19 protein-coding genes are annotated in these 19,702 nt (G+C 52.0%); 6 read left to right on the forward strand and 13 right to left on the reverse strand.

Features of this window, described 5'->3' with window-relative positions; translation table 11 throughout:
- The first annotated feature begins 2 nt into the window (after nt 1-2).
- The 3 genes from BM025_RS10370 to BM025_RS10380 are packed head-to-tail and all read left to right on the forward strand — an operon-like array spanning nt 3 to nt 1,689.
- On the forward strand, nt 3-911 hold the full coding sequence (locus tag BM025_RS10370; RefSeq protein WP_085849527.1) for a CheR family methyltransferase: 909 nt from the start codon (nt 3-5) through the stop codon (nt 909-911).
- Entirely contained in the window at nt 902-1,288 is a 387-nt protein-coding gene (locus BM025_RS10375; protein WP_085849528.1) for a response regulator, read from the forward strand. The genes BM025_RS10370 and BM025_RS10375 overlap by 10 nt, the downstream gene beginning before the upstream one ends.
- Nucleotides 1,288-1,689, forward strand: coding sequence for a hypothetical protein (locus tag BM025_RS10380; RefSeq protein WP_085849529.1), 402 nt, complete (start codon nt 1,288-1,290; stop codon nt 1,687-1,689). The genes BM025_RS10375 and BM025_RS10380 overlap by 1 nt, the downstream gene beginning before the upstream one ends.
- 132 nt (nt 1,690-1,821) lie before the next feature.
- Here BM025_RS10380 and BM025_RS10385 read toward each other — a convergent pair whose 3' ends face one another.
- Nucleotides 1,822-5,442, reverse strand: a complete 3,621-nt coding sequence (locus BM025_RS10385; RefSeq protein WP_244515600.1) for a hydantoinase B/oxoprolinase family protein — start codon at nt 5,440-5,442, stop codon at nt 1,822-1,824.
- 225 nt (nt 5,443-5,667) lie between these two features.
- Here BM025_RS10385 and mprF point away from each other — a divergent pair, with 225 nt between their 5' ends.
- From mprF to BM025_RS10400, 3 genes are all read left to right on the forward strand, one after another.
- Nucleotides 5,668-8,280 carry a bifunctional lysylphosphatidylglycerol flippase/synthetase MprF gene (gene mprF, locus BM025_RS10390; RefSeq protein ID WP_085849531.1) on the forward strand — a complete coding sequence of 871 codons (2,613 nt, stop codon included), beginning with the start codon at nt 5,668-5,670 and terminating at the stop codon, nt 8,278-8,280.
- A gap of 60 nt (nt 8,281-8,340) precedes the next feature.
- Nucleotides 8,341-9,012 carry a phosphatase PAP2 family protein gene (locus BM025_RS10395; protein ID WP_085849532.1) on the forward strand — a complete coding sequence of 224 codons (672 nt, stop codon included), beginning with the start codon at nt 8,341-8,343 and terminating at the stop codon, nt 9,010-9,012.
- Between the two features lie 276 nt (nt 9,013-9,288).
- Nucleotides 9,289-9,954: a Crp/Fnr family transcriptional regulator gene (locus BM025_RS10400; RefSeq protein WP_085849533.1), complete on the forward strand. Its 666-nt coding sequence runs from the start codon at nt 9,289-9,291 to the stop codon at nt 9,952-9,954.
- Between the two features lie 35 nt (nt 9,955-9,989).
- Here BM025_RS10400 and BM025_RS10405 read toward each other — a convergent pair whose 3' ends face one another.
- The 12 genes from BM025_RS10405 to BM025_RS10460 are packed head-to-tail and all read right to left on the reverse strand — an operon-like array spanning nt 9,990 to nt 19,700.
- The gene (locus BM025_RS10405; RefSeq protein ID WP_085849534.1) at nt 9,990-10,898 is read right to left on the reverse strand and encodes a F0F1 ATP synthase subunit gamma; all 909 of its coding nucleotides are present in this window, start codon (nt 10,896-10,898) and stop codon (nt 9,990-9,992) included.
- Entirely contained in the window at nt 10,882-12,411 is a 1,530-nt protein-coding gene (locus BM025_RS10410) for a F0F1 ATP synthase subunit alpha (protein WP_085849535.1), read from the reverse strand. The genes BM025_RS10405 and BM025_RS10410 overlap by 17 nt, the downstream gene beginning before the upstream one ends.
- Complete coding sequence (locus BM025_RS10415; protein WP_085849536.1) at nt 12,401-13,171, reverse strand: F0F1 ATP synthase subunit delta; 771 nt, start codon at nt 13,169-13,171, stop codon at nt 12,401-12,403. The genes BM025_RS10410 and BM025_RS10415 overlap by 11 nt, the downstream gene beginning before the upstream one ends.
- 3 nt (nt 13,172-13,174) lie before the next feature.
- Complete coding sequence (locus BM025_RS10420; RefSeq protein ID WP_085849537.1) at nt 13,175-13,462, reverse strand: F0F1 ATP synthase subunit C; 288 nt, start codon at nt 13,460-13,462, stop codon at nt 13,175-13,177.
- Entirely contained in the window at nt 13,459-14,148 is a 690-nt protein-coding gene (locus BM025_RS10425; protein WP_085849538.1) for a F0F1 ATP synthase subunit A, read from the reverse strand. Before BM025_RS10425 ends, BM025_RS10420 begins: the two co-directional genes overlap by 4 nt.
- On the reverse strand, nt 14,145-14,444 hold the full coding sequence (locus BM025_RS10430) for an N-ATPase subunit AtpR (protein WP_211753574.1): 300 nt from the start codon (nt 14,442-14,444) through the stop codon (nt 14,145-14,147). The genes BM025_RS10425 and BM025_RS10430 overlap by 4 nt, the downstream gene beginning before the upstream one ends.
- Nucleotides 14,441-14,728 (reverse strand): AtpZ/AtpI family protein, encoded by a 288-nt coding sequence (locus BM025_RS10435; RefSeq protein WP_085849539.1) that lies wholly within the window; start codon nt 14,726-14,728, stop codon nt 14,441-14,443. The genes BM025_RS10430 and BM025_RS10435 overlap by 4 nt, the downstream gene beginning before the upstream one ends.
- Nucleotides 14,725-15,135 (reverse strand): ATPase, encoded by a 411-nt coding sequence (locus BM025_RS10440; RefSeq protein ID WP_085849540.1) that lies wholly within the window; start codon nt 15,133-15,135, stop codon nt 14,725-14,727. The genes BM025_RS10435 and BM025_RS10440 overlap by 4 nt, the downstream gene beginning before the upstream one ends.
- Nucleotides 15,132-16,526 (reverse strand): F0F1 ATP synthase subunit beta, encoded by a 1,395-nt coding sequence (atpD, locus tag BM025_RS10445; RefSeq protein ID WP_085849541.1) that lies wholly within the window; start codon nt 16,524-16,526, stop codon nt 15,132-15,134. Before atpD ends, BM025_RS10440 begins: the two co-directional genes overlap by 4 nt.
- Nucleotides 16,523-17,470 (reverse strand): carbamate kinase, encoded by a 948-nt coding sequence (gene arcC, locus BM025_RS10450; RefSeq protein WP_425287522.1) that lies wholly within the window; start codon nt 17,468-17,470, stop codon nt 16,523-16,525. Before arcC ends, atpD begins: the two co-directional genes overlap by 4 nt.
- Nucleotides 17,448-18,449 (reverse strand): ornithine carbamoyltransferase, encoded by a 1,002-nt coding sequence (gene argF / locus BM025_RS10455; protein WP_085849543.1) that lies wholly within the window; start codon nt 18,447-18,449, stop codon nt 17,448-17,450. Before argF ends, arcC begins: the two co-directional genes overlap by 23 nt.
- A gap of 18 nt (nt 18,450-18,467) precedes the next feature.
- Nucleotides 18,468-19,700, reverse strand: a complete 1,233-nt coding sequence (locus BM025_RS10460) for an arginine deiminase (RefSeq protein ID WP_085849544.1) — start codon at nt 19,698-19,700, stop codon at nt 18,468-18,470.
- Nucleotides 19,701-19,702 lie beyond the last annotated feature (2 nt).

Raw genomic sequence — 19,702 nt, forward strand, 5'->3', positions numbered from 1 at the left:
CTATGTCACATCCAAAACAAAAACTCAAAATTGAGAGCAAGCTCTCGGAAGCTGCGTTCGAGCGCATTGCTGCACTTGCACAAAGTGAAGCTGGAATCGTTTTGTCTAAGTCAAAAGAATCTATGATAAAATCTCGACTGACAAGGCGATTACGTGCACTCAAAATTGAGAGCTTCGACATGTATTTAGACTTTCTCAAAAATGATTCAACAGAAAGTGAAATGGGCCATTTTATTTCGGCGTTGACCACCAATGTTTCACACTTCTTTCGTGAAGAACATCATTTTAAGGCACTCAAAAATGACATCCTCCCGCTGTTGAATAAAAAACTAAGCAACGGACAACGTGTGCGTATTTGGTCGGCAGGCTGCTCAAACGGACAAGAGCCATATTCAATAGCAATGACTTTGTTAGAATTCGATCCAGAGATATATCGCCATGATATCAAAATTCTTGCAACAGATATTGACCCAGAAGTTTTGGGGTGTGCAATGGATGGAAAGTACTCTGGAACTCTAACTTCGGGACTGGAAGAAAGCTACATCAAAAAGTACTTTAGCGTTCAAACAGAAGACAATGACGACATTTTATCGATCAATGCTGACGTCAAAAAGCTAGTTTCATTTAGGCAACTAAACCTCCACTCTAACTGGCCAATGCATGGTTCGTTTGATGTTATTTTTTGCCGAAACGTTGTGATATATTTTGATGATAAAACTCAAGATAAACTTTACAGGCGTTTTGCAGAAGCAATGACAAACGATAGTTGGCTTTTGCTTGGCCATTCTGAACGACTAGGCGAAAAAGTTGCAGACCTATTCCAAAGTGTCGGCGTTACCACATACAAACCCACAAAAATGCAGGTAAAAACACCTGATCAAAAACAATTGGAGAGTGAACAATGGCGCTGAGAGATCAACTTCGCGTTCTAGTTGTAGATGATATGTCGACTAGCCGCGGCCTCATTACAAATGCACTAGATTCATTTGGAATTAGAAATGTTGCAAGTGCGTCTGATGGGCCAACCGCACTACAAAAAATATCTGCGGCTCCCGTACACTTGGTAATCTCAGATTACAACATGCCAGGAATGGATGGTTTGCAACTTTTACATTCGCTTCGATCAAACGGCCCCACACGCGGTGTTGGGTTCTTGCTTATTACAGGTCGTGCAGATCGTGAGATCATCGACTTGGGAAAGAAGCTAGGTATGAATAACTTTCTAAAAAAACCCTTTGATGCACCTAGGTTAAGAGCATCCATTGAGGCAATTGTAGGAAAACTATAATGACTTTCCAAGTAGCACATACTTTGTTAGAGCAAAAAAGCTCGAATGCACTCACAATTTCAAACGAAATTTTGCATAAAAGAATTCAAGACGAAGTAATGGCTCTGGTCGTTTTAGCGGCAGAAGTTCAAATCGCATTGGGGCCAACAATCGCAGATGCGACCTCTCTCTCTCCTTCTGTTCAAAGAAGTCTACAGGCCATTGATCGCCTACATCAAACTTTAGATGATCTTCAAAGGGTTATGGGATATTTATCAAAAGTTGGCCCAAATGAAAGAGTTGCAATTGCACCCCTTAGCAAAACGATCAGACTCAGGCACTTAGTACATAAGCTTTTCGACAATATTGATGCTCCATTTGCACTATCTGAAGACGATTCAGGTGACATTTCTTGGTTCTAACCTGAAGTGGAAAGTGTGACTTAAGTGCTCCGACAAAATAAAACCACTCACCTCGAGACTGCAATTACACACACATGAATGAGCAAATGATGATAAGCAGACCTTTGCAACTTTAGTCGAAAAGGTCTGCAGTCATTCTTCAATTTCAGTTTCCTGGCATGGTAAATGTCCATACCCGCCACCACCTGGTGATTTTAACACAAACACGTCACCTGCATTCATATGCGCAACATCATTTCCCTTAAGCAATTCAATGGTACCATTTGATCGAACAATTGAGTTTTCACCCGCTTGGCCAGCCCCTCCACCTGCGGCGCCGTGGGGCTGAGTTTCGCGATGCGATGACAAAACGGTGGCCGTCATGGGCTGCAAGAACTGCAGCTTGCGAACAATGCCATTGCCACCGTTAAAAGCACCTGTACCACCAGACCCTTGGCGGATCGAAAACTCATCAACTCGCACGGGAAAACGTGTTTCCAAGACCTCCGGATCGGTCATTCGCGTATTCGTCATATGGCTGTGAACGGCGCTGGTGCCGTTGAACCCATTGCCCGCCCCTGTCCCGCCGCAAATGGTTTCATAGTTTTGAAACGTATCATTGCCGTAGACAAAGTTGTTCATCGTTCCTTGACTGCCAGCAATAACGCCCAAAGCACCATAGAGCGCATCACAAATGGCTTGGCTAACCTCGGTATTTCCAGAAATCACGGCAGCAGGCGCATTGGGGTTAATCATACAGCCTTTAGGGACAATGATGTTGAGCGGCTTTAAACATCCTTCGTTCATCGGAATGTTTGACCCAACCAAAGTGCGAAACACATACAACACAACAGCATGGCAAATAGACAAAGGTGCATTGTAATTAAACGGGTCTTGCGCGGAGGTCCCCGTAAAATCAATAGTGGCTTGGCGCGCGGATTTATCAACAATGATTGATACTTTGATCCTTGCGCCACTGTCGAGCGGATAGCTAAAGCAGCAATCATGCAGAACATCCAAAACGCCGCGTACACTTTCTTCGGCATTGTCTTGCACATGGGCCATATAGGCATGCACAACCTTCAAGCCAAACTGACGAGTGATTTTAGTGAGTTCGCTTACACCCGTCGCATTTGCCGCAATCTGCGCGGCAAGATCGGCCATGTTTTGATCTATATTGCGACAAGGGTATAAACCTGACGTCAGCAATTCACGCGCAGCTTTCTCTTGCAAATCGCCCTGTTTCACCAACAAGAAATTGTCGATCAACACGCCTTCTTCCTCAATATGGCGACTGTCAGGCGGCGCGGACCCCGGTGTTGTGCCACCAATATCAGCATGGTGCCCGCGCGAGGCCACAGTGTAGATAATATCGTGGCCAGTATCGTCAAATACCGGCGTGATAACCGTCACATCAGGCAAATGGGTGCCACCATTATAAGGGTTGTTCATCATAAACACATCGCCGGGAGCAATTTTGCCTGCATTTTGCTGCAAGATCGTGCGCACGCTGGTCGACATAGACCCCAAATGCACCGGAACATGCGGCGCATTGGCCACCAAATCGCCGCGGCTGTCAAAAATGGCGCAAGAGAAATCATAGCGTTCTTTGATGTTTACGGAATATGCCGTGTTGGCGAGGGTCGCGCCCATTTGCTCAGCAATGGACATGAACAGATTGTTAAACACCTCAAGCATGACAGGATCCACGGAGGTGCCGATCGCTTCTTGGCGCGTAAGCGGAACGATGCGGCGCAACACTAGATTGCCACCTTTTGCCGCTTCGGCCTGCCAACCATCTTCCAAAATATTGGTGCCTGTAGGTTCAGTCAAAATAGCAGGGCCAGTCACAGTTTGCCCAAAAGTTAGCGCGGCGCGATCCACCAAGGGCACAGTCACCCAAGCGCCACCGCTGAACATTTGCCCCGACAAAGGCGTTACATCGACGGGTGTTTCGGTGGGTATTGTCACAGTTTCACCTGTCGATCCAATGGCCTCGCAGGTCAAAAGGTCGATGATCAATGTTGCGTATTCTGGCACAAAACCAAAGCGTTGGCGATGAACCTTATCGAAACCAGCCTTCATATCTGCAGGTGTTCCAAATGGCACCTCTAGCGTTTGATGCGCACCGTCCGTTCGAATATGAGCAGTGGCCACGCATTGGATATTTTGGGGGTCAATGTCTTGTGCTACAATTTCAGCCGTGGCTTTTACCGCCAGCGTGTCTACCACATTTTGTGCCGTCGCATCGGTAATATCACCTGCGAATTGGTGTTCTTGGATGGTCCGCACATCGGCAAGTCCCATGCCAAAAGCCGACAATACGCCAGCAAACGGATGAATAAAGATGCTTTCCATGCCAAGTGCATCAGCAACAAGACACGCGTGCTGCCCGCCTGCCCCGCCAAAGCAATTCATCGTGTATTTCGTCACATCGTAGCCACGCTGAACACTGATCTTTTTAATCGCGTTGGCCATATTTTCGACAGCAATGCGCAAGAAACCTTCGGCAATCTCTTCGACAGTTTTATTGCCATCGATCTGTGCCGCCAAAGCCTTGAATTTTTCACGAACGACATCAGCATCCAGCGGTAGGTCTGCGTTTGGTCCGAACACCGACGGGAACTGTGAGGGTTGCAATTTTCCCAACAGGACGTTGCAATCTGTGACCGTCAAAGGGCCACCGCGACGATAGGCAGCCGGCCCCGGATTGGCGCCTGCGGACTCTGGTCCAACCTGCATTCGGCCATCTTTGTAAGACAAAATAGACCCGCCCCCTGCCGCAACAGTGTGGATCGACATCATCGGCGCACGCATTCTCACGCCTGCGACTTCGGTCTCAAACGACCGTTCAAATTCGCCAGCGTAGTGACACACATCCGTCGATGTGCCCCCCATGTCGAACCCGATTAAGCGATCAAAATCCAGCTCGGCAGCGGTACGGACCATGCCAACGACGCCCCCTGCGGGGCCAGACAAGATCGCATCTTTGCCTTGGAATAGGTGCGCATCCGTCAAGCCGCCGTTGGATTGCATGAACATAAGACTGTCACAGCCGCCATCAGATGCGTTTAATGCCGTCGCGACTTGTTCAACGTAGCGACGCAAAATGGGCGACAAATATGCATCCACCACAGCCGTATCACCGCGTGACACAAGTTTGATCAACGGGCTGACTTCGTGGCTGAGCGAGATTTGCGTAAAGCCAACATCGCGCGCCAATTGACCCAGACGCGCTTCATGATCAGTGAATTTATACCCATGCATCAAAGCAATTGCGACAGAACGATAGCCGTTGTCATAGGCGTTTTTCAAAGCAGTATGTGCTTGGGCTTCGTCCAAAGCGTGGATGATCTTGCCCTCAGCACTCATACGTTCTTCGACCTCGATAGCCTCATTGTAAAGCAATTCAGGAAGCTTGATCTCAAGGTCAAATAGGTCTGGCCTATTTTGATATCCGATACGCAAAAGGTCTTTTAAGCCTTTGGTAATCAATAATAGTGTCTTTTCGCCTTTGCGCTCAAGCAAGGCATTTGTGGCAACTGTTGTGCCCATTTTAACGGCAGAAATCATGCCTGCAGGCACAACGGCATTCCCTGAGATCCCCAGCAAAGATTTGATCCCATGCACGGCGGCATCCGCGTAGATTTCGGGGTTTTCGGACAACAGCTTGTGGGTTTGCAAGCGTCCATCAGGGCGGCGTGCAACGATGTCGGTAAAGGTGCCCCCACGGTCCACCCAAAACTGCCACTTATTTACGCTGTTCTTTTCCACAGGCAGTTCTCCGAATTCGCTGATTATCGCTTTATGTGTATAACGCTGATAAATTGTCAAATATGGGCACAGCCGGATTATCCACACCTGAGATAACATGAACTCCTCAACATATTACACATCGCAACCGATACTATTTTTCACGAAAACGGAAAAATCGTAGTGAAGTTGACGTAGGTGTGAAATGGAAGGTGATATTCGCACGCTCAAAGCAGGTGGCTAAGTATGACGATCAATGTACAAAACAATCCTGCAAAGGACACAGGCTTGGATAAATTGCGGGGTTATGTGCCTGTGCTTTTGGGGTTCGTCCTTTTTGTGCTGGGCGCATACGCGCTGTATCATCTGCTGAGCACGATTGATTTTGCCGACGTTCGGGCGCAGGCTCGGGCGATCTCATGGCCCCGTATTGCCATGTCTATTATCGCGACAATTTTGGGTTATATCGCCCTTGTCGGCTACGATTGGTCCGCCCTACGCCATTTGGGCAAAACACTCCCCATGCCAGTCATCATGGTCGGTGGTTTTTTAGGCTACAGTTTTGGAAATACTGTCGGGGTCAGCGCTGTATCTGGCGGTGCCGTACGCTATAGGATTTATTCCGCCTTTGGCCTGAACGCATTTGATGTGGCGGCCATTTCCACCTTTGTTTCGCTTGCTTTTGGTTTTGGCATAACATGCGTTGGATTGACCGCATTGGCCATTCACCCCACAGCTTTGGGGGATTTGATCCACTGGCCTGCCGAGACAGTGCGAAGTGTCGCAATCCTTGCCGTTACAGTGCCGAGTGCCGTTTTGATATGGTTGTCGGTGACAGGCAAAGTTGCGCAGTGGCGTCGCATATCCATATCGATCCCGAAACCGACAATCTTATTTGGTCAAATTGGTTTTACCATTATCGACACAGCTATGGCCGCCTTGGCGCTCTACGTGTTGATGCCCATTGGAACACCTGATTTTATTACGTTTTTCGCAATTTTCGCAGCGGCAACAATGGTCGGTGTTTTAAGCCATGTTCCCGGTGGGGTTGGCGTGTTTGAAAGCGTTTTGATTGCCGCACTGCCCGCAACCGTGCCATTGGAGCACGCCGTAGCGGCCTTACTTTTGTTCCGCGTGATTTACTATTTGCTGCCCTTTGCACTGGCGGTTGTTTTTGTGTCAGTCATCGAAGGGCGCCTTGCATCAGGCTTTGTCATAAAACGATTGGGCCCCGTTTCCCAACAAATGCGCCCCGCGTTCAAAGCCATTTCTTCTGTCGCACCAACCACTGCGGGGCTGACAGGGTTTGCCGTAGGACTTTACCTTTTGTTGGCGGCAGTCGTGCCCGCATCTCGGTCCGAAAACATTGATCCACAAGATTTGATGTCCATCATTCTACTCGAAGGCGGTGCCTATCTATATGCTGCCCTTGGGTTGCTGTTGATCGTTCTGGCCCAAGGCCTGTTTCGCCGCATTTCAGGGGCATTTTGGCTCACGCTTGCAGTGCTTGGCATCGGGGCCATTGTCGCTGTCATTTCAGGTGGCGATTGGGACGGGGCTATCCTGCTTTTACTCGCCGCCGCCGTGCTCTGGCCATTGCGCCACGAATTCTTTCGCGCCACCACATTAACCCAAGGTATCTTTACATTACGCTGGGTGACTTTGCTGGCAGCGCTCGTCATCAGTGTTAGCGGCTTCATTTTATTGCTGCACCATGCTGTGCCCTATTCGCATGAACTTTGGGGACAATTTTCCGGTGATGCCCGCGCACCGCGTGCCTTGCGCACAGGACTTGTCACCACAGCCCTTGCAGGTCTTATTTTAGTATATTTGCTCTTGCAGCCTACCCGCGCTCGCGGCGTGGTGGTGGATACTGAGGCGATGAAAACCGCGGAACGGATCGTTGCATTGGCCGGTCAACCCGAAGGCGGACTTGCTTTTACCGGCGACAAGGCGCTGTTCTTTTCCAAAGATATGGATGCGTTTATCATGTACGCAGTGCAAGGCCGATCATGGATCGCTTACGGCGACCCAATCGGGCCTCGTGCTGCCATTCCCGATTTGGCATGGGCCTTTTTTGATGCCGCATATCGCGCAAATTGTCGGCCTGTTTTTTATGAGGTCAGCACCACCTATTTGCCACTGTGGGTCGAAATTGGATTGAGCTTGCACAAGATGGGCGAAGAAGCCGTGGTAGATTTATCGACGTTCTCATTGGCTGGCGGCGATTTCAAAAAAATGCGCGCCGCCCACAACAAAGCAATGAAAAGCGGGTTGGAGTTGCAAATATTGCCCCCACCACACAGCGCCGCGTTGATCGAGACATTAAAAGGCATTTCTGACGCGTGGCTTGGTGAAAAAAGTACCGTAGAAAAAGGTTTTTCCGTTGGCCAGTTTTCAGCCGCGTATTTGGCGCATTTTCCGATTGCAATCGTCCAACGTGAGGATCGCATTTTGGCCTTTGCCAATGTTATGACAACCGACAACCACGGTGCCGTTGGCATTGATTTAATGCGATATTTGCCGCAAGATGCTGATGGCATGATGGAGTTTCTCTTTATCAAGTTGATGGAACATTACCGCGATTTGGGGGCATCGACCTTTAGTCTTGGCATGGCCCCGCTTGCTGGTTTGGAAGCGCGCCACGGGACATCGCTGTGGAACAGATTTGCCACGATTATTTATCGTCATGGCGGGGCGTTTTACAATTTTGAAGGTCTCAGAGGCTTCAAAAAGAAATTCCATCCGCAATGGCAGTCGCGGTATTTGGCGGTGCCTGGAGGCTTACATCCGGTGATCGCTTTGCGCGATGTTACTTTGCTTATTGCAGGTGGAACAAAAGGGCTTTTACGCAAATAAATATAGAAAAGGCAGCTATTTCAAACGACAGCCGCGTTTTCACAGTGGATATTGAACTTTATGATCGCAGATAAAATTACTGAAATAGATCAAACTCTAAGCGCTTTTTTTATGGATCTGCGTGATCCTTTTGCCATCAAGGTTTTCAGCTATATCACGGCCTTTGGGGATGCGACGGTGATCACGGCTTTGCTGATCAGTTTGATCGTAGCATTTGCAACGCTACAGCGTTGGAGCGCCGTTATCGCCATCACTGTTGCAGTACTGGGGAACGTGGCAACAGTGGTCGTACTTAAATCATTTTTTGCCCGCCCGCGCCCGGATTTTGCATATTTCATTGAGACAACCGGCAGTTTTCCAAGCGGGCATGCCGCCATTTCAGTTGCCTTTTATGGCACGCTGGCCTTGACGCTTTGGCGACAAAAAATGATCGGTCTTGTGGTGGCGATAATGGCGGCAGTCATCATGGGATGTGCAATCAGCCTAAGCCGACTTTACCTTGTCGAACATTACCTGAGCGACGTTGTGGCGGGGCTGTTGATTGGAGCAATGTGGGGTTGGATTGGCATCAAAGTTGGCGCAAGACAGCACCGCGACGTCACATCCCAAATGCTATCCTCAAATAGGCGGCGCGTGGCAATTTTGGCGGTGATCATCGCAGTTTTGTTCGCAGGGTACACAATAGCGACATACGCCCCGCCAAAAGCAGACAGCGACCTTGGTGCCAACTGATGTTCAGATGACATGAGGCGTCGCGGCAGTTGGCCCGCAACACATCAGCAGAATGGAGAAGGCCATCAAATTTCGCGCCTGAGTATTGCTTGGTAATGGTTTGCGTCCTAAAGATTGAACAGTACAACATTAAAATTTTCTTTCGACCACTGAGTATTCTGACGATCGTTTGGCGTATTAAGGCCATGAAAATAAAGGCCTTTACGGACCGCATCCGTACGTGTTGCTACTGCGATTTTCTTGATTCTGGACTCTCGTCTAAAAAAGGAAGCGCCAATGTTTATGCACTCAAAATCCGAAGGGTCCTATGTGCCTGCAACGCGCGTTGTTCGGGCTACCAAAACCTCGCCCCTCTGTGAAAACTTGAGCGCTCTGTTCAGAAAATTCCCAGCTGAAAGACATTACCAACCCCAAAATACGATCCTTTTACACGGGGATACCGCGGATGCAGTCTATCGAGTCATCTCAGGCACAGTCCGCTGTTGCACGATTGATGAAGACGGTGGCCGACAAATATTTTCGTTTCAGAAAAAAGGCGATTTCATTGGAATGTCTGACGTCGACGCATGGCATTTCACCGCCGAAGCTGTCGACCATGTTATCGTGCAATCTGTGCCACGCGCCTCACTTGAACAAGAATTGGCCATGAACTTTACTCTACGCATGGAAATGCGATATCTTATCAACAGGTTGCTGATCAAACGTGAACACCAGATTTTGTCTCTCATTTCGCACAAAGCACCGCAGCGGCTTTTGAACTTTCTTCGGGAATTTGCGACAACGCGGTCCAGTTCAGGGTTCACCGTGTTGCCAATGTGCCGCCGAGATATCGCAGATCATCTTGGCATGACGACAGAAACAACCAGCCGAGCCTTTGGTGTGTTGAAAAACAGCGGCGCTATTGAAATGACGACGCCAGATAAATACCGTTTGCTGGACTAAAGGCCTTTATGCGGACGCCATTCACAGACTGTGACCTAAGACGTTTCTTTGGGATTTTCGGCAACGGGTTTTCGTTTTTTCTTTAAGGCTTCAAAGCCGATAATCACATCCAAAAGCTCGGCCGTAATCTCGCTTTGACGAACGGCACGCATTTCCGATTTTAACCCATCCAAACGGTCGTCCACCGATTGCTCTGCTTGGCTCATCAACGCCAATCGCGCCGCGTTTTCGGTCACAAGTGCCTCAGCCGCCGCGCGATACATGCTTGCAAACAGGTGGTTGCGGATGAGGGCCTGAAAAAGCGCGGGCATAGAGAAAGAAGGCACGCTACGCGAGGCCCAAGGCTTGACCTGAAGTTCATGCACCAGATCGCGGTCGAGCGGCAAAAGGGCCTGCACCTCTGGTCGTTGGCCACCGTCCTTGTCCCGCATAAAATAGGCCAATGAAACGGCCATGTCGTCTGTTTTATGGTCGCGTCGCAGATCATCAAGGTGTCGGGTCAACAGGTTGGCCAACCGACCAATCCCGTCCACGGAAGCGGGCGGAAAGAGTGTCGTCTCGGGAGCAAAGCCACAATCTCGCAAAGCGTCCGCCATCTGCGCGCCGACACACACAACGATGGTTTGCCCCAAAGCATCGCCAACCTGTTCTGCGACATGGCTGGCAAGTGTTTCGTTGTAACTGCCGCACAAACCGTGATCCGACCCAAACACGATCAGGACTTTGATCTTAGCCGTCAACGGCGAGGTCTCGAGCGGACTAGTCTGGCTGAGAAAGGCATGCAACCCCATCAGAACAGTGTCGTGATAAGCCTCAATTGCGCGGGCTGCATGTTCGTATGGTGCCGAATTGATGACGGAAAGCGTCTTCATCGTATGCACGATGCTTCGGATACTTTGCATGCTGGCCGTGCGCCGCGACAGGACCTCAAGACTCTGTGCCATTTTCGCCTCCTGTATTTGCACGTGCGGCGCGTCCAAGGGCTATCATCTGGCTTTTATCTTTTTCAGTCAGAGGGGCATTTTCTTTGATGCGCCTTGACAAGTCGTGCAATTCACGCACGGCAGCTTGTCTAATTTCGCCCATCACCCCCTCGGTTTGTGTTTCACTCAAGCCGTCAAACTGACCCTCCATCGCAGCAACGAGAACCGCAAGCTGCTGCACCGCAGGCATCGGGTCCCGCTCGGCCTGCCGCAGAGCTGCACGCACCGCCGCACCACGCGTCAAACGGGCGCGTGTCGCATCATCCAGACGAGTTCCAAAGCGGGCAAAATCTTCCAACTCTTCGAATTGCGACAAGGTCACGCGAAGGTTGCCGGCCACAGATCGGAATGCTTTGGTTTGTGCTTTACCACCCACACGGCTGACCGAGACCCCCAAATCGACCGCAGGGAATTGGTTTTTGCGCACGAGCCGAGGCGATAGGTATATCTGCCCGTCAGTGATCGAAATCAGGTTCGTGGGAATATAGGCTGACAAGTTTTCGGCCTGTGTTTCGACCACGGGAAGCACAGTGATCGACCCACCGCCGGTGAACTGACCCGCCCGTTCCAGCAAACGCGCGTGGATGTAGAAAATATCGCCTGGAAAGGCCTCGCGCCCAGGGGGGCGGCGCAAAAGAAGCGACAATTCTCGGTAAGACCGTGCATGATGGGTCAAATCATCTAAAATGACCAAAACGTCGCGCGCCTGATCTGCAAAGTATTCCGCCATCGTGAGCGCGGCATAGGGTGCCACATAGGCCAGCCCTGCCGCGTCCTCATCCCCCGCAGTCAGAACAATCGTGCGCTTGGACATTCCGCCATCGTTGATCGCGCCAATTACTTTGGCCACAGCATCCCCGCGTTGGCCAATAGCGCAGTAAATGCAGATCACATCGGTGTTTTTTTGGTTCAGGATCGTATCGACCGCGAGGGATGTCTTTCCAGTCTGCCTGTCTCCGATAATCAATTGGCGTTGACCCAGCCCAATCGGTACGGCCGCATCGATGACCTTAATCCCCGTTTCAAGAGGCCGCGAAATAGCGCTGCGGTCCAAGATTTGCGGCGCTTCAGATTCCACTGGGTGAACAATTTGCGCGTGGATTGGCCCTTTGTCGTCACAGGGCGCGCCAAGAGCATTCACAACGCGGCCCAACAGAGCCTCACCAACCTTTGTGCTGACAACTTTGTGGGTCCGCATGACACTTTCACCGATGGTGATACGGTCAGATGATCCCAGCAGAACCACACCAAGCCGCCCCGGCTCAAGGTCCAAAACGATGCCCTGCACGCCGCTGGAAAATTGCAGCAACTCATCTGATAATGCCTGTTCCAAACCAGCAACAATGGCGATCCCATCGCCGACCTCTGCCACAGATCCTATCTCGCTAAGGTGTGGCGTGGGCGACGGCGCGTTTAAAAGAAAATCAAGAACTGTCTGGGGGTCTTGCCCGGTTCGAGTGACGTCATTGCTCATGAGATTTCACTTTCAAATCACCACCCGACGCCAGTTGTTCATCGATCAAGGCAGAAAGCCCGTCGATGTAGGATTCAACAGTCCACGCGAGCTGCGCCCCACCGACCCGTAAAACAAGACCCGGTGCTTGGGTTTCATCCGTTTCAAACCGCACAACACTCTGTGGAAAGGCCTTTTGCAGTTCTGTGGTTAGTTCGTCTTTCACAGCAGCTGGCAGCGCACTTTGCGATATTATGACAGCCTGCGCCGCCTGCCCCGCCGCACGTTTCAAATCGGGCACCATTGGAGTGATTTGTTGGATCAAATGATGCGCCACACGTGTTTCTAACGTCTCATCCGCGAGATCATTGAGCGCTTTGCGGGTCAGCGACAAAAGCGCCTCTGCCCCCGCGCGGTGCATCTTGGCCGTATATTTATGCGTCTCATCATCCAGATGCGCCTTCCACGTTGCATTTTCCTGCTGCAACCGCTTTTGCGTCTCAGCCAGCAAAACGTCGCGCTGCTCTTCGGCCGATCTACGGATCGTTTCCGTCATCTCAGATTGAGCGACATTCAAGGCCTGCACCTTGTCAAGATAGCTCTGTTTTTCTGCCTGCGCCTGTTCCTTGGCGTGAACTGCCTCTTGCATCCGGTCTGAAATCTCGACTTCACGCGCATCGATACCATCCAAAATAGGCCGGTACAAAAACCGCCTTAAGAGCCACATAAGCAATAGGAAGTTGGCGATCTGTGCCGCGACAGTGATCCAATCAATCGACATAAGTCAGCTACCTGCCACCTGCGCCGCTTCTAACGCAGCCGTCCAGAATGGATTTGCAAAGATCAAGATCATGGCGACGACAAAGCAATAGATTGCTGTGGATTCAATCATCGCCAGACTCACGAACAAAGTCCTGGAAATGTTCGAAGACGCATCGGGTTGTTGCGCAATGGCGCTCAACGCCGTTGCTGCGGCGCGCCCTTCGCCTAGGGCCGGACCGATCGCGCCAAACGAGACGGTAAGCCCCGCGGTAAAGATCGAAATTGCAGCGATTATACCAAGGTCAGTCATGGGTTTTCCTTTTCTGTAGTGTTTGGCGTAGCAGTGGCGCTGGAAATGTAGACAGTCGCCAAAATTGCAAAGATGTAAGCTTGGATAAGCCCCGTCAGCAGGCCGAGAACGTCCATAACGACGGGAAAGAAAAACGGCGCAACACCAAGCAGGATTGCCGCGATAACGGCACCACTCATGATGTTCCCGTAAAGGCGAATGGCCAAAGATATCCCGCGTGAAAATTCAGAGATGATGTTGAACGGTAGCATAATGAACGAAGGTTCTAAGTAGGTTTTCAAATATCCGCCCAGACCCCGGCGGGTGATACCGAACAGCGGCACAGCGATCAGAACTGACAGAGCCAGCGCTGTGGTTGTCGATAATGAGGCTGTCGGGGGCTCAAATCCAGGTATGACCAGCAGCAGGTTCGAGACCGCAACAAACAAGAACAGTGTTCCAGCAAAATACAAAAGATGTCGATCGCGGCGACCTGCCACGTCTTCGATCTGGCTTTGGATGCCTTGCACAATCACTTCCAACATGGTCCGCCAACGGTTTGGCGGCACATCTGGACGCAGATTTCGGGTGATCAAAATGGCTGCGCCTGTCAGAAAAGCCATGACCACCCATGTATATAAAATCGTTGCATTTATAGGGATTCCCCATGCCTCGAACATGATGCTTTGATCTGGCGAAAGGTTCATTGCGCCCCCTCAGCCGAGGTGCCGAAACTTGCAATGGTCGTCGTTATGAAACGAACAATTAAGAAAGCAGCTGCGTACCCCAAAAGTGACCAAGGGCCACCCTGCCCCACGACACCCCAACCAATGCCTAAAAGAGCAAAAATCCTGAAGGCGGCGCTGAGCCCCAATACGGCGACGGGTTTGGCAGACCTCAAGGCCAGTCTCATGCCAACCCCAAGCCCTGCAAAGAAAAGTGCACTCATCACAGTGCCTATTGCCAAGCCCAAGACCACCGCGTTCCAATCAAAAGACATCATTTGTCGCTTCCTTCCTTGTTCATCCATGCCGCTGCAATAAATCCGCCAACGACCACGCCCGCGAGGATCAAAGCAAGCGTCCACGAAAACTTTTGCGGCGTGATGCGGTCGAGCCAGAGACCCAAAAACGCCCCGCCAACGGTTGGCACCACAATGGACCACCCGATCATCCCAAACGTCCCGATTCCACGCAAAGGGCTTGGGCCAGGGCTGTCACGGTTTGATTTCATGCGGCCAGCCTGACGCGCGATATCATTGGCTGGTTTGTCAATTTTTTCTGTCATAACAATGGCCTTTGCAATTCAGCGAACCTGCGAACCATGTCAGCCTCAAGGCGCGACAGCGCTGAGCGCGCTTGCCTTTCGTCTTCATCCATCTGGATAAAACTGTCCTTGACGGTGTCTTGTAAAGTTCCAAGATCATTACCGCGCACACCACGAAGGGCGACCACGACAACCTCGTTACCCTTTTTGACCAAAAGTCCCTCATCGAGGCCGAAAATCTCTTCTGATCCGTCGGTTAATTGCAGCGTCAAAACAGAAGGCACAATCGCGGTGACGAAATCAACATGGTTGGGCAAGATACCAAAAGCACCATTCGGGGCCACGGCACCGAGACGGTCGGCCCTTCCTTCGAACAGTGTCTTCGTCGGCAACCGCAAAGTCACGTTCATGTCGGCAGCCATGCTCATGATGACGCTTCCAAATCCTGAAGGCTGCCGATCATGTAATAGGCGCTTTCCGGCAGATCGAATTCGGTTTGGTTCAGGATTGTCTCGCACCCGTCCAGAGTTTGCGCGATAGGCACCATTTTACCTTTGGTTCCGCTAAAGGCTTCAGTGGTCACAAAGGGTTGCGTCAAAAACCGTTCCAAACGTCGCGCCCGAGAGACTGTCGCGCGATCTGCCGAGGACAGCTCTTCCAACCCTAGCATCGCGATGATATCGCGTAATTCTTCGTATTCTGCCAAGGTGCGGCGCACTGCGCGGGCGATGTCGTAATGCCGTTGTCCAACCACTGAAGGCGTTAGCATCACCGATGCAGATGCCAGCGGATCAACCGCCGGATAAAGCCCTTCGCTGGCCCGTTTGCGCGACAAAACAACCGACGCCGACAGATGCGAAAAGATATGCGCAGCTGCAGGGTCAGTGAAATCATCCGCAGGCACGTAAACCGCTTGGATCGAGGTGATCGCACCACGTTTGGTCGAAGTGATACGTTCCTCTAAGCCGGCCAATTCCGTGGCCAGTGTTGGCTGATAGCCAACCCGTGACGGCATCCGTCCCATGAGCCCCGACACTTCAGAGCCCGCCTGTACGAACCGAAATATATTATCGATCAAAAGCAGGACATCCTGTCCTTTGTCATCGCGGAAATATTCAGCCATGGTCAGAGCGGTCTGCCCCACCAGAAACCGCACGCCTGGGGCTTCGTTCATCTGACCGAACAGCATGACAGTCTTGTCGCGCACCCCCGCATCCCCCATTTCGCGGTATAGCTCCTCGGCTTCGCGCGACCGTTCGCCGATCCCGCAAAACAGGCTCACCCCGTTATGATGCTGCACGGTGTTGTTGATGAGTTCTGTGATCAGCACCGTCTTGCCAACGCCCGCGCCGCCAAACAGCCCCGTCTTGCCCCCACGTTCAATGGGTGACAACAGATCAATCGCTTTGATACCAGTTTCAAGGATTTCGGAATGCAGCACGCGGTCGCTTAATTTGGGCGGGCTTTGATGGATCGCACGACGCTCAGCCGTCTTAGGTGCAGGACGGTTATCAATCGGGTCACCAAACACGTTGAGCATCCGGCCAAGCACGGCCTCGCCAACTGGCACCATGATCGGCCCGCCTGTTGCACGCACAACCATGCCAAGGCCAAGACCCCGCACGGGGGCCATCGCCATCGCGCGGACCAACCCGTTCCCGATCAACGATGAAACTTCTAGTGCGACGTCGCCAGCGTATAGCAGATCGTGGATGTGCGGGACCGTCCCCTCGAATTTCACATCAACGACCCCACCGCGAATGGCCGCAATGCGGCCTTGGACCACGGTTTCAGATTTGTGGGTGGCTTCGGTGTTCATGGTTTTTCGCGCCTCTGGCTTGCAACACGGGTACCCGCAGTGCCCTCAAGAATAGCCAGCGCATCAGCAAGGCGGCCTATACCAGCAAACCCGCCCAATTCGGCGAAACCACAGGCAGCGCTAACTTTAGGCCCCATCGACCCTTTGGGCATAGCAAGTGCCCGCCCCTGATCGGGTGTTAGATGAGAAATAGGCATCGCGGCACTTGAGCCAAAATCCTGATAAACAGCATCAACATCCGTCAACAGCAACAAAGCATCCGCACCTATATCTGCAGCCAGCAGGGCACTGGCGGCATCTTTGTCGATCACAGCCTCTACCCCGATCATGCTGCCATCAGCGCGCCGGACAACGGGAATGCCGCCGCCCCCCGCACAGATTACGATCACGCCCTGATCCAGTAACAATCGCAGAACACGCATATCGGGAATTTCAATGGGCGCAGGTGATGGCACAACACGCCGCCAATGATCGCCATCTTGTGCGATGCTCCACCCAGCAGATTTGGCACGCGTTTCGGCCTCAGCCTTTGTATAGACAGGACCAACAAACTTGGTCGGGGTGTGAAAGGCGGGATCGTTGGGATCGACGATGACCTGAGTCAACAACGTGGCAACAGCGTGATCATGACCTAGGGTATTTTCCAGCTCCTGTTCGATCAGATAGCCGATCATCCCTTCGGTTTCGGCCCCCAAAACGTCCAGCGGATAGGCTTCGTCCGGTTTATAAGCCGCACCTTGCAGGGCCAAAAGCCCCACTTGAGGGCCATTCCCGTGCGTGATGATCAACTGATGGCCAGCCCGCACGATTTGAGCCAGCGCCTGTGCCGCTGTCCGGACATTGGCCCGCTGCATTTCGGCTGTCAGGGGCTGGCCGCGCTGCAACAGCGCATTGCCGCCCACGGCTGCGACGACCAACATCTCAAGCCCCCAAGGTGGCGACAAGAACCGCCTTGATCGTGTGCATCCGGTTTTCAGCCTGATCAAAAACGATCGAAGCCGCGCTTTCAAACACCTCTTCGGTGACTTCCATCGCATCAAGGCCGAATTCTGCTTTGATCTCGGCCCCTACGGTCGTCTCGGCGTTATGGAATGCAGGCAGGCAATGCATGAAACACGCTCGCGGATTACCCGTTTTAGCCATCACATCGGCAGTCACTTGATAAGGCATGAGCAGCTTGATCCGCTCAGCCCATTTTTCCTTGGCTTCTCCCATCGACACCCAAACATCCGTGTAGATGAAATCGACACCTTTCACGGCAGCGTCCACGTCTTGGGTGATGGTAATGCGCGCACCGGTTTCTTTGGCAATCGATTTTGCCTCGTCACGGATCGCTTGAACCGGCCAAAGGCTTTCGGGCGCACAAAGCCGAACATCCATCCCCATCTTGGCCCCGCCGATCAGCAGGCTGTCACCCATATTATTGCCCGCATCCCCCAAGAATGCATAAGATACTTGGTGTAACGGCTTATCGACATGCTCTTGCATGGTCAGGAAATCGGCCAAAATCTGGGTGGGATGAAATTCGTTTGTGAGGCCGTTATAAACCGGAACACCTGCAAACGCGGCCAGTTCTTCGACGATCTTTTGCCCAAAGCCACGGTATTCAATCGCATCGTAAATGCGCCCCAAGACACGCGCGGTATCTTTAACGGATTCCTTGTGCCCGATGTGTGATCCGGTAGGGCCGAGATACGTAACACGCGCCCCTTGATCATAGGCCGCCACCTCAAACCCCACACGGGTCCGTGTGCTGTCTTTTTCGAAAATCAGCGCGATATCTTTGCCTTGCAGGGTTGGCACCTCGGTGCCGGTGTATTTTGCCGTCTTCAAATCTGCGGCAAGTTTCAACAAAAATGCAATTTCACGGGGTGAAAAATCCCGCAGGGTCAAAAAGTGACGGTTTTTCAGATTATAAGCCATTTGGGGCCACCTTTCAGATTAAACAGGATCGCGCATTGTAGGACAGCTCATACAGTGCCCGCCGCCACGGCCACGCCCCAACTCGGCACCCGGGATCGCGAGAACTTCGATGCCCGCAGCTTTAAGGGCTGCGTTGGTGTCATCGTTACGGTCGTAACCAATGACCACGCCCGGCCGCAGAGCCAAAACGTTGTTGCCATCGTTCCACTGCTCACGCGAACGCTCTTCCTCAGAGTTGCCGCCCGTCGGCACAACTTGCAGGGTTTTATAGCCCAGAACCTCGGCTACAATATCAAAGATCGGGCGTGGATCATGACGAAATTCCAGCGGTGCGCGGCCTTCGCCGGGGCGAATATCGTAACAGACCAATTCATCCGCGACCTCTTTAAAGGTCGTCACCACATCACCGCCGCACAGCGTAAACACCGTGTCCAGATGCATCGCGGCACGCGACTTGGGAATACGGAAAGCAAGGACCCGCTCAGCCGCCCCTGACATAAACAAAGCTGCAGCCAGCTGACCGACCCCTTGTGGGGAAGACCGTTCCCCCATGCCAACCAGCACGGTGCCGTTGCCTACGGGCATAATGTCACCGCCCTCTACTGTGGCAAGCCCATGATCCAAGGTGGGATCGCCCCAGTGGATCGTTGTCTTGCCCGCAAATTTGGGGTGAAACTTGTAAATCGCGGTGTTCAATAACGTCTCAGGCCGCCTTGCGGTCCAATGCATTGGATTGACCGACACGCCGCCATAAATCCACGCGGAATTGTCGCGGGTGAACAGAGCGTTTGGCAAAGGCGGTAAAATGAACCCGTGGCGGCCAAGATAGCTGCCAAAAAGTCCGGTTGGCTCAAAGCCCAGATCGTCTGTGGCAAGCCCACCCAACAAATAATCAGCAAGTTGCACGCCGGACAATTCATCCATCCAACTGCGCAATTCGGACATCATACCAACGCCAACCTGATCCGGCGTAATCCGGTGATCCAACACCCATTCCCGACCTTTAGGGATGTCCAGCGTCTCTGCCAACAAATCATTGACGTCCAGAACGTCTACCCCCTCAGCGCGCATCGTCGCGGAAAAGATGTCATGATCCTTTTGCGCCTGTTTAACCCAAAACACATCATCAAACAGCAAATCTTGGCAGTTTTCAGGTGTCAGGCGGCGATGCGCAAGACCGGGCCTGCAAACAATCACCTGCCGCAGTTTGCCAGTTTCGGAATGCACGCCCAGCTTGTTTTCATGTTTCATTG

It is taken from the genome of Pacificibacter marinus, from assembly GCF_900109555.1.
In the GTDB taxonomy this organism is placed as follows: Bacteria; Pseudomonadota; Alphaproteobacteria; order Rhodobacterales; family Rhodobacteraceae; genus Celeribacter; species Celeribacter marinus_C.

What these genes read in the sequence shown, in the direction of transcription:
- BM025_RS10370 (WP_085849527.1), top strand. Translation starts at nt 3, where the DNA reads ATGTCACATCCAAAACAAAAACTCAAAATTGAGAGCAAGCTCTCGGAA.
- BM025_RS10375 (WP_085849528.1), top strand. Translation starts at nt 902, where the DNA reads ATGGCGCTGAGAGATCAACTTCGCGTTCTAGTTGTAGATGATATGTCG.
- BM025_RS10380 (WP_085849529.1), top strand. Translation starts at nt 1,288, where the DNA reads ATGACTTTCCAAGTAGCACATACTTTGTTAGAGCAAAAAAGCTCGAAT.
- mprF (WP_085849531.1), top strand. Translation starts at nt 5,668, where the DNA reads ATGACGATCAATGTACAAAACAATCCTGCAAAGGACACAGGCTTGGAT.
- BM025_RS10395 (WP_085849532.1), top strand. Translation starts at nt 8,341, where the DNA reads ATGATCGCAGATAAAATTACTGAAATAGATCAAACTCTAAGCGCTTTT.
- BM025_RS10400 (WP_085849533.1), top strand. Translation starts at nt 9,289, where the DNA reads ATGTTTATGCACTCAAAATCCGAAGGGTCCTATGTGCCTGCAACGCGC.
- BM025_RS10405 (WP_085849534.1), bottom strand. Translation starts at nt 10,898, where the DNA reads ATGGCACAGAGTCTTGAGGTCCTGTCGCGGCGCACGGCCAGCATGCAA.
- BM025_RS10410 (WP_085849535.1), bottom strand. Translation starts at nt 12,411, where the DNA reads ATGAGCAATGACGTCACTCGAACCGGGCAAGACCCCCAGACAGTTCTT.
- BM025_RS10415 (WP_085849536.1), bottom strand. Translation starts at nt 13,171, where the DNA reads ATGTCGATTGATTGGATCACTGTCGCGGCACAGATCGCCAACTTCCTA.
- BM025_RS10420 (WP_085849537.1), bottom strand. Translation starts at nt 13,462, where the DNA reads ATGACTGACCTTGGTATAATCGCTGCAATTTCGATCTTTACCGCGGGG.
- BM025_RS10425 (WP_085849538.1), bottom strand. Translation starts at nt 14,148, where the DNA reads ATGAACCTTTCGCCAGATCAAAGCATCATGTTCGAGGCATGGGGAATC.
- BM025_RS10430 (WP_211753574.1), bottom strand. Translation starts at nt 14,444, where the DNA reads ATGATGTCTTTTGATTGGAACGCGGTGGTCTTGGGCTTGGCAATAGGC.
- BM025_RS10435 (WP_085849539.1), bottom strand. Translation starts at nt 14,728, where the DNA reads ATGACAGAAAAAATTGACAAACCAGCCAATGATATCGCGCGTCAGGCT.
- BM025_RS10440 (WP_085849540.1), bottom strand. Translation starts at nt 15,135, where the DNA reads ATGAGCATGGCTGCCGACATGAACGTGACTTTGCGGTTGCCGACGAAG.
- atpD (WP_085849541.1), bottom strand. Translation starts at nt 16,526, where the DNA reads ATGAACACCGAAGCCACCCACAAATCTGAAACCGTGGTCCAAGGCCGC.
- argF (WP_085849543.1), bottom strand. Translation starts at nt 18,449, where the DNA reads ATGGCTTATAATCTGAAAAACCGTCACTTTTTGACCCTGCGGGATTTT.
- BM025_RS10460 (WP_085849544.1), bottom strand. Translation starts at nt 19,700, where the DNA reads ATGAAACATGAAAACAAGCTGGGCGTGCATTCCGAAACTGGCAAACTG.